Genomic DNA, 1,389 nt, shown 5'->3' on the forward strand with positions numbered 1-1,389 from the left:
TTTCAATTCCCCATGCCCCATGCCCTCACTCCTCTACTGTGTTTTTCATTTCAATAGTCAGATTCGGGAGTCCCTCTAGTTTTTCCGTAGGCTCAACTTCTTCTACTAATGGCACAAAAATTCGCAAGCCTGCCGGGACACACTTTATTTCTACTGGTGTTGTGCCTACGATTTCACCATCTAGAACAACTTTTTGTGGTGGCTCAGTCGTAATTTTAAACTGTTTAGCTCGCAGAAAGCCAATATCATTTCGTTCTGTAGCGTTACCTGTAGAAGCCGTTTGAAATAGATGAAATGTAGCCGCGATCGCTCCTGCTTTGTTAACTGGAGCGACAATTGTTAAATCTAGTAGTCCATCATCATAAATTAGACCTGCTGGGCCTTGAGCCAAAACTGAAGTGGGAGGCGCGGCATTTGCTACTGTTACTGCACAAGCGCTAGTTTTAATTATCCTATCTTCAGTTTCAATTTCAACATCAAAGTTATGTAAGTTTCTTAATTGTTGGATTCCTGCCAAGACGTAGGCCATCATCCCAAAGCGGTTCTTGGCGTCTCGGTCTGCCAATTCTACAGTTTCAGCTTCAAAGCCAATACCTGCCAAGAGTACCATTGGCTGATCGTTGCAATAAGCTACGTCTACAAGGCGGGTTCCTCCTTCCACAATGGTTTTACAGGCATCTGCGATCGTGTCAGGAATTCCTAAAGCTGTGGCAAAAGCGTTGGCTGTGCCTCTGGAAATGATTCCAAATGGGATGTCGGTACCAACTACAGCCGCCGCTGCGGCTGAGAGAGTACCATCTCCCCCCGAAGCAATGATTGCATCTACTCCTCGCTCTACCGCTGCATAGGCTAGTTGGTCAGCGTCGATTTCTTCAGTTGTGAGATAAATATCTAGGTCAATATCTGGCTCTAATATTGACCGAATTTCTGCTAGTTCTATATCTGGGTCGCCCTGACCCGCAACAGGATTGAAAATGAGACAGGCGGAACGATTCATAAGAGATAACAATTAAGCTTGGATAACTAATGAAGATACCAAATTATTTTTAACATTCCTGTAAATTTTCACCTTCCGTTTTGGGGCTGAGTTTTCTAGATATATTGAGTAAGTTCAGGGTCATGTGCGATCGCATCATACACCAAGAAACAGCGAGAACTTGTCACCTTTCGACTACACGCCTTTGGCATTCCCGTAATTTCAGCGGCGCACCCTACTTATGAGATATTGCTACAGACTTATCTCGGTGTCTTTGTGTCAGTCTTAATTATCTGAACTACTTAATGTTGTAAAATAAGCAGTGGATTTTGTCGATTAACAAATTAAATTGTAATTTGGCTTTCAGAAGGCAGGAGATAGAAGGCAGGAGGCAGGAGGAACCCACATTTTAA

The 1,389-nt window shown here is 43.5% G+C and carries 1 protein-coding gene; it reads right to left on the reverse strand.

Features of this window, described 5'->3' with window-relative positions; translation table 11 throughout:
- Positions 1 to 25: 25 nt before the first annotated feature.
- Positions 26 to 997 carry a YegS/Rv2252/BmrU family lipid kinase gene (locus RRG12_RS41575; RefSeq protein ID WP_420763190.1) on the reverse strand — a complete coding sequence of 324 codons (972 nt, stop codon included), beginning with the start codon at positions 995 to 997 and terminating at the stop codon, positions 26 to 28.
- Positions 998 to 1,389: the final 392 nt, after the last annotated feature.

The sequence above is a fragment of the Nostoc sp. CALU 546 genome, from assembly GCF_048836525.1.

Excerpts from the sequence above, each read along its gene's own strand:
- RRG12_RS41575 (WP_420763190.1), bottom strand. The coding sequence starts at position 997 with ATGAATCGTTCCGCCTGTCTCATTTTCAATCCTGTTGCGGGTCAGGGC.